Source organism: Claveliimonas sp. (assembly GCF_037273965.1).
Lineage (GTDB): Bacteria > Bacillota > Clostridia > Lachnospirales > Lachnospiraceae > Claveliimonas > Claveliimonas bilis.
The window spans coordinates 21,111-27,245 of sequence record NZ_JAYAZJ010000061.1; the positions used below are offsets into that span (position 1 = coordinate 21,111).

A 6,135-nucleotide genomic window follows, 5' to 3' on the forward strand; every position below is an offset into this window, starting at 1 on the left:
CATGAATTATACGGAACAGGCAAAAGAAGTATTAAAAATTGCAAAATCAGCTGCAAAAGAGCTGAAGCATCCATATATTGGAACAGAGCATCTTCTGGTGGGACTGAAGAAGGTGTATACAGGTGTGGCGGGACAGGTTCTGGCTATGAATGGAGTCAGCGAGGAAAATATTCTAAAGATCATGAATGAACTTGTCTCTCCCGGAGAGGGAAGCACTATCTGTAAGGATCCGGAAATCAGTCCGAGACTGGAGTATATTCTGGAGGAGGCGGAAGCAGAGGCAGCGTCTCTTCGGTCAGAGAAAACAGGGACAGAGCATATGCTGCTGGCATTGCTGAAAGATGTGGATTGTGTTGCGGCAAGGATTCTTCTGACGCTGAATATTAATATTCAGAAGATCTGCCAGGACGTCTTTCTGACAGTGGGAGTGGACCCCAAGGAATATATGGAAGAAATGCAGGATGAAGGCAAAAGGAAAAATTCTGTGTTGGAGCAGTATGGAACAGATCTGACAATGCAGGCTTTGGAAGGAAAACTGGATCCTGTCATCGGCAGAGAAAAAGAGATTGAAAGACTCATGCAGATCTTGAGCCGTCGGACGAAAAACAATCCCTGTCTGGTGGGGGAACCGGGAGTTGGAAAGACAGCCGTGCTGGAAGGACTTTCAGACCGTGTGGCGAAAGGAACAGTGCCGGATACCATGAAGGGCAGGAGGATCGTCACAGTAGATCTTGCCGGAATGATCGCCGGATCAAAATATCGCGGAGAATTTGAAGAGCGGATGAAACGGCTGATCCAGGAAGTGAAGGCATCGGGAAATGTGATCTTATTTCTCGATGAGGTGCACACGATTATCGGAGCAGGCGGCGCGGAAGGTGCGATGGATGCTTCCAATATATTGAAACCTTCTCTTGCCAGAGGAGAGCTGCAGCTCATTGGAGCTACAACTCTGGCGGAGTATCGGAAATATATTGAGAAGGATGCTGCCCTGGAGCGGCGTTTTCAGCCGGTTATGGTGGAAGAGCCAAGCGAGGAAGAGTGTCTGAAGATTCTGGAAGGACTTCGGGAAAAATATGAACAGCACCACAAGGTTGCGATCGAGCAGGGAGCTTTGGAGTCAGCAGTTAAACTGTCCAGCAGATATATCAGCGACAGATTCCTTCCGGATAAAGCCATTGACGTACTGGACGAGGCTTGCTCCAAAGTGCGGCTTAGAGGCTTTAAAGTGCCGGAAAATGTGGAAAAAATGGAAAGGCTGATTGAAAATCTGGGAACAGAGAAAGAGGATGCGATACGAAACGGCGATATGAAGGGCGCATCTTTGCTCCATCATGAGCAGGAAGAACTGCGAAAGAAACTGGAGCAGCAGAAAAAACGTCTGCAGAGAAGGAACAGTCAGAAACAGGTTACAGTAAAGGAAGAGGACATTGCAGATGTAGTATCCCAGTGGACCAGGATCCCGGTGCAGAAACTGGCGGAGTCAGAAAGCGCCAGACTGAAAAAGCTGGAACAGACTCTTCACAAAAGAGTTGTAGGGCAGGAAGAAGCAGTCACAGCGGTTGCTAAGGCTGTAAGAAGAGGCCGGGTAGGGCTGAAAGATCCGGGACGTCCCATTGGTTCCTTCCTGTTCCTTGGACCAACCGGAGTCGGGAAAACAGAACTTTCCAAAGCGCTGGCAGAGGCACTGTTTGGAAATGAAGAGTCTATGATACGTGTAGATATGTCCGAGTATATGGAAAAACACAGTGTGTCAAAAATGATCGGTTCTCCTCCGGGATATGTGGGACATGATGACGGCGGACAGTTAAGCGAGCAGGTGCGCAGGCATCCCTATTCGGTCGTGCTCTTTGATGAGATCGAAAAGGCGCACCCGGATGTGTTCAACATCCTTCTGCAGGTGCTGGATGACGGACATATTACAGATTCCCAGGGGCGCAAGGTGGATTTTCGGAATACAGTGATCATTATGACGTCCAATGCCGGAGCCCAGGCGATCATAGATCCCAAACGTCTTGGATTTGTCACGAAGGAGGACGCATCCGGAGATTATAAGAGGATGAAGGCCAATGTTATGAATGAGATCAAGCTCATCTTCCGTCCGGAATTTTTAAATCGTATTGATGAGATCATTGTCTTCCATGCGCTGACATCCAACGAAATGAAAAAGATCGTGGGAATGATGTGCAAAGAGGTGTGCGACAGAGCCAAGTCCCAGCTTGGTATTACGCTTCATGTCAGGGAGTCTGTGAAGAAGCACATCGTTGAGACCGGAACGGATCAGAAATACGGAGCACGGCCGCTTCGCCGGGCAGTCCAGAATATGCTGGAAGATAAGCTGGCAGAGGCCCTGTTGGACGGGGAGATAAAAAGCGGCGATGTTGTGGAAGCCGGTATCTCTAAAAAAGAAATAAAATTTATTTTAAAGACTACAAATTGAAAATTTTTTGAGATATAATGTGAGATACAAAAGAAGAACCATTAGGAGGACATTTGAGATGGCAGTAGTAAAAGAGCTGTTAAGAGCGGAAAGCGATGGAACATTAAGTTTTGGAGATTACACTCTTGCATCCAAGACAAAACTGGAGGATTTTGAGTTTCAGGGCAATCTCTATAAGGTAAAGACCTTCGCTGAAATTACCAAATTGGAAAAAAATGGTATGTTTGTGTATGAATCCGTTCCGGGGACAGCGGTGGAGAACTTTAAGGCAGAGGACGGAACCGTATCATTTAAAGTTTCTGCGCCAAAAGATGTACAGTTTACCCTTGAGCTGGAAGCAGACAGTGAATATGTCGTATATATGGACGGAGTGAATATGGGCGACATGAAGACCAATCTCAGCGGAAAATTAAGTGTCAGCGCAGAGATGGATGAAGGGAAAACGGTAGAAGTAAAAATCGAGAAAAAATAGAGATCAATCATAAAGAGAGCGAAAGGCTGCAGTTTTACACTGCGGCCTTTTGTTGCGTCTGATGAACGGGAAGAGGCAGATCGGATCAGTTTTTCATAGGCTATTTTTTCGCTGTTGTCAAAACAGATTGTACCGCAGTATTGGAATCCGTTTTTCTCTATCAGATGTTTCATGATTTCGTTATCGTTGTCTGTGTCCACTTTGAAACTGTGGATATTCCTTTTTTGTGCAAGCACCTCGGCGAGAGCGAAAACCTGGGAAGCCAGGTCCTTCCCTCTGCTGTGCCGATCCAATGCCAGACGGTGGACAACAACATAGGGCTGTGTGCTAAGCCATTTTCCTCAGAGAGTTTCGTAAGCCGGTTCGCCTTCAAAATCAATACACACATATCCGACGATTTTTTCATCGGCAATACAAAGGTATCCGGTTCCCTTCCGGATATCATTTTCTATGGAATGCTGATCCGGATAGCCATTCTGCCACTGGTCTACACCACAGGATTTCAGATAAGCCTTTGCATCATTGATCAGTTCCATGATCCGCTGCAGATGATCTGCTTTTGCAATTTTCAGTTCCATGAGTATTTCCTCCTGTTGACTTTTTGAGCCCGTGCGATATAATGTACTAAAAATACACTATCTTGTTAAAAAAGTATAAGATAGTTTTGGATCGGAGTCAACAGTATATTGGAAATAAATCTTATATATTAGAACAAAATGCAGCAGTCTGCCTTTATCAATGATGAGAAACGGAGGATGAAATTGGATATTTCAAAAACAACGGCAAAAAACATAAAAAGAATACGAGAAAGCAAGCATCTGACACTGGATGCGGCGGCAGCAGCTACGGGAGTATCCAGGAGCATGCTGTCACAGATTGAGCGGGGAGATGCCAATCCGACCATTACGGTTTTGTGGAAGATTGCAAATGGATTTAAGGTGTCATTTACAGCATTGACAGAGGCAGCTTTAGAGGACGCCACAGTTATCCGCAGTGAATCTGTGCAGCCGGTTACCGAGGGAGACGGACGATATATTAATTATCCGATTTTTCCTTTTGATGAGAAGAAACTCTTTGAAATGTACCGGATCGTGATTGAGCCGGGCGGATGTTTGGATGCTCAGCCGCATATTCTGGGGACAGAAGAATACATTACAGTATTTCAGGGGAATGTGAAGATTACGGCTGGAGGAAATGAATATGAGCTTAAAGAAGGCGATTCCATTCATTTTCGTTCCGATACAGAGCACAGATACCATAATCCGGAGAAAAAGACAGCCCAGTTGAGCATGCTTATTTATTATGGAAAAGGCTAGGTCTGGTACGAGGTAGGGATATATTTTATTTAGTAAGAAGGGAGAAATATTGTGGCAAAAGCGAAAAAGACAATTTTTTTCTGCCAGAACTGCGGACATGAAGAGAGCAAATGGCTGGGACAGTGTCCGGCATGTCGGGAGTGGAATACATTTGTAGAGGAAAAGATCACGCCGGTAAAAGGCGCGGCAGCAGGGAAAAGTGTAAGGGAAGGGGAAGTGGTCACTCTTTCCAGTGTGAGAACTGATGGTGAGGAGAGGATAAAGACAGACATACAGGAATTGGACCGCGTGCTGGGAGGGGGAATTGTCCCCGGTTCTCTCGTGTTGGTGGGAGGAGATCCGGGAATCGGTAAATCAACCCTTCTCCTTCAGGTGTGCCAAAAGCTGTCCGGAAAAAAAGAAAGTGTACTTTATATTTCCGGGGAGGAGTCGCTGAAGCAGATAAAACTTAGAGCTGACCGCATGGGGAAATTTTCAGAAGATCTGCTTCTTCTGTGTGAGACGAATCTGGAAACGATCCGGCAGACCATTGAGAGGCAGAAGCCCCATCTTGCGATCATTGATTCTATACAGACAATGTACAGCGAAGAGATAGGCTCTGCTCCGGGAAGTGTTTCCCAGGTAAGAGAGGCAACGAATACGTTTATGCAGCTTGCCAAGGGACTGGGGATTTCTATTTTTATAGTAGGTCACGTGACAAAAGAAGGAACAGTGGCCGGCCCCAGGGTATTGGAGCATATGGTAGATACAGTGCTGTATTTTGAGGGGGATCGGCATGCCTCCTATCGGATCTTGCGGGGAGTGAAAAACCGTTTTGGCTCCACCAATGAGATCGGTGTGTTTGAAATGCGTCAGACAGGGCTGGAAGAAGTAGCAAATCCGTCAGAATTTATGCTGAGTGGAAAGCCGGAAAATGCTTCGGGATCTGTGGTGGCATGTTCTATGGAAGGGACAAGGCCTATTTTGATGGAAATACAGGCTCTGGTCTGTGCCAGCAATTTCGGTTTCCCGAGAAGAACGGCAGCAGGGACAGACTACAACAGAGTGAATCTCCTTATGGCGGTACTGGAAAAGCGCATGGGACTTCCGCTTTCCAACTATGATGCCTATGTCAATATTGCCGGAGGGATCAGGATGAATGAACCGGCAGTGGATCTGGGTATTGTCATGGCGATTTTCTCAAGTTATAAAAACCGCCCGGTGCCGGAGGATATGATCGTCTTCGGCGAAGTGGGATTAAGCGGCGAAGTCCGCGCAGTGAGTATGCCGGAGCAGAGAGTGTCCGAAGCAAAGAAGCTGGGATTTAAGACATGTGTGATCCCATCGGTATCTGAAAATGCAGTGAAAAATATAGAAGGCATCCGGGTGATCGGGGTAAGAAGTGTCAGTGAGGCGATTCAGCTGTTGTAGAGATGGCGGCCATGTAAAAGGCGTTTGATAGATTGTTTCTGCCTGACATGAGATGATATTGTGCGGAAGAAGGATAGGTTTGAAGTGAATATAGGAGAACAGATTAGTCGTCTGCGTAAACAAAAAGGATTAAGTCAGGATGAATTTGCCAATGTGCTAAAGGGTTTAAGACAAACAGCTTCCAATTGAGAAAATGAAAAAAGTTATCCCGATTTGGAAATGCGATCTGAGTTTAGAAAAGATGATGTAAATTTTACAATGTCAGATTCTAAGACTTATCAAGTTAGTGAACCTACGATAAATGTCGCCAACGCATACTTTACTGTACCGAAAAGCGGGCAGCTGGATCTGGAATTAGATGCCCAGATCGATGACGGAGAATTGCATGTTTTAATTACTGACAGCAACAAACAAAATTTTACAGCTTGTAGAAGGCGGATTTTGCGAAAAATAAAAAAGTAAAAGAAAAATAGAAAAAAAGGTTGACTTTGAAAAATAGA

At 45.7% G+C, this 6,135-nt stretch carries 5 protein-coding genes and 1 pseudogene; 4 read left to right on the forward strand and 2 right to left on the reverse strand.

Translation table 11 applies throughout. From position 1 onward, the window contains the following. Position 1 precedes the first annotated feature (1 nt). Both WJ238_RS04710 and WJ238_RS04715 read left to right on the forward strand, forming a co-directional pair. Entirely contained in the window at positions 2-2,437 is a 2,436-nt protein-coding gene (locus tag WJ238_RS04710) for an ATP-dependent Clp protease ATP-binding subunit (RefSeq protein WP_337606285.1), read from the forward strand. A 58-nt stretch (positions 2,438-2,495) separates the two neighbouring features. Continuing rightward, entirely contained in the window at positions 2,496-2,909 is a 414-nt protein-coding gene (locus tag WJ238_RS04715; RefSeq protein WP_256195642.1) for an endosialidase, read from the forward strand. Positions 2,910-3,064: 155 nt separating this feature from the next. On the opposite strand, the pseudogene WJ238_RS04720 reads toward WJ238_RS04715, so the two are convergent. Both WJ238_RS04720 and WJ238_RS04725 read right to left on the reverse strand, forming a co-directional pair. Further along, positions 3,065-3,220 (reverse strand): annotated as a pseudogene (locus WJ238_RS04720) (GNAT family N-acetyltransferase); the annotation flags it as partial. A gap of 30 nt (positions 3,221-3,250) precedes the next feature. After that, on the reverse strand, positions 3,251-3,487 hold the full coding sequence (locus WJ238_RS04725) for a hypothetical protein (protein ID WP_337606286.1): 237 nt from the start codon (positions 3,485-3,487) through the stop codon (positions 3,251-3,253). Positions 3,488-3,664: 177 nt separating this feature from the next. On the opposite strand from WJ238_RS04725, the gene WJ238_RS04730 reads away from it, so the two are divergent. Both WJ238_RS04730 and radA read left to right on the forward strand, forming a co-directional pair. Next, positions 3,665-4,225 carry a helix-turn-helix domain-containing protein gene (locus WJ238_RS04730; protein ID WP_337606287.1) on the forward strand — a complete coding sequence of 187 codons (561 nt, stop codon included), beginning with the start codon at positions 3,665-3,667 and terminating at the stop codon, positions 4,223-4,225. A 51-nt stretch (positions 4,226-4,276) separates the two neighbouring features. Then, positions 4,277-5,635: a DNA repair protein RadA gene (gene radA, locus WJ238_RS04735; RefSeq protein ID WP_230105288.1), complete on the forward strand. Its 1,359-nt coding sequence runs from the start codon at positions 4,277-4,279 to the stop codon at positions 5,633-5,635. Positions 5,636-6,135: the final 500 nt, after the last annotated feature.

Coding starts and splice junctions, on each gene's coding strand:
- WJ238_RS04710 (WP_337606285.1), top strand. CDS start 2: ATGAATTATACGGAACAGGCAAAAGAAGTATTAAAAATTGCAAAATCA.
- WJ238_RS04715 (WP_256195642.1), top strand. CDS start 2,496: ATGGCAGTAGTAAAAGAGCTGTTAAGAGCGGAAAGCGATGGAACATTA.
- WJ238_RS04725 (WP_337606286.1), bottom strand. CDS start 3,487: ATGGAACTGAAAATTGCAAAAGCAGATCATCTGCAGCGGATCATGGAA.
- WJ238_RS04730 (WP_337606287.1), top strand. CDS start 3,665: ATGAAATTGGATATTTCAAAAACAACGGCAAAAAACATAAAAAGAATA.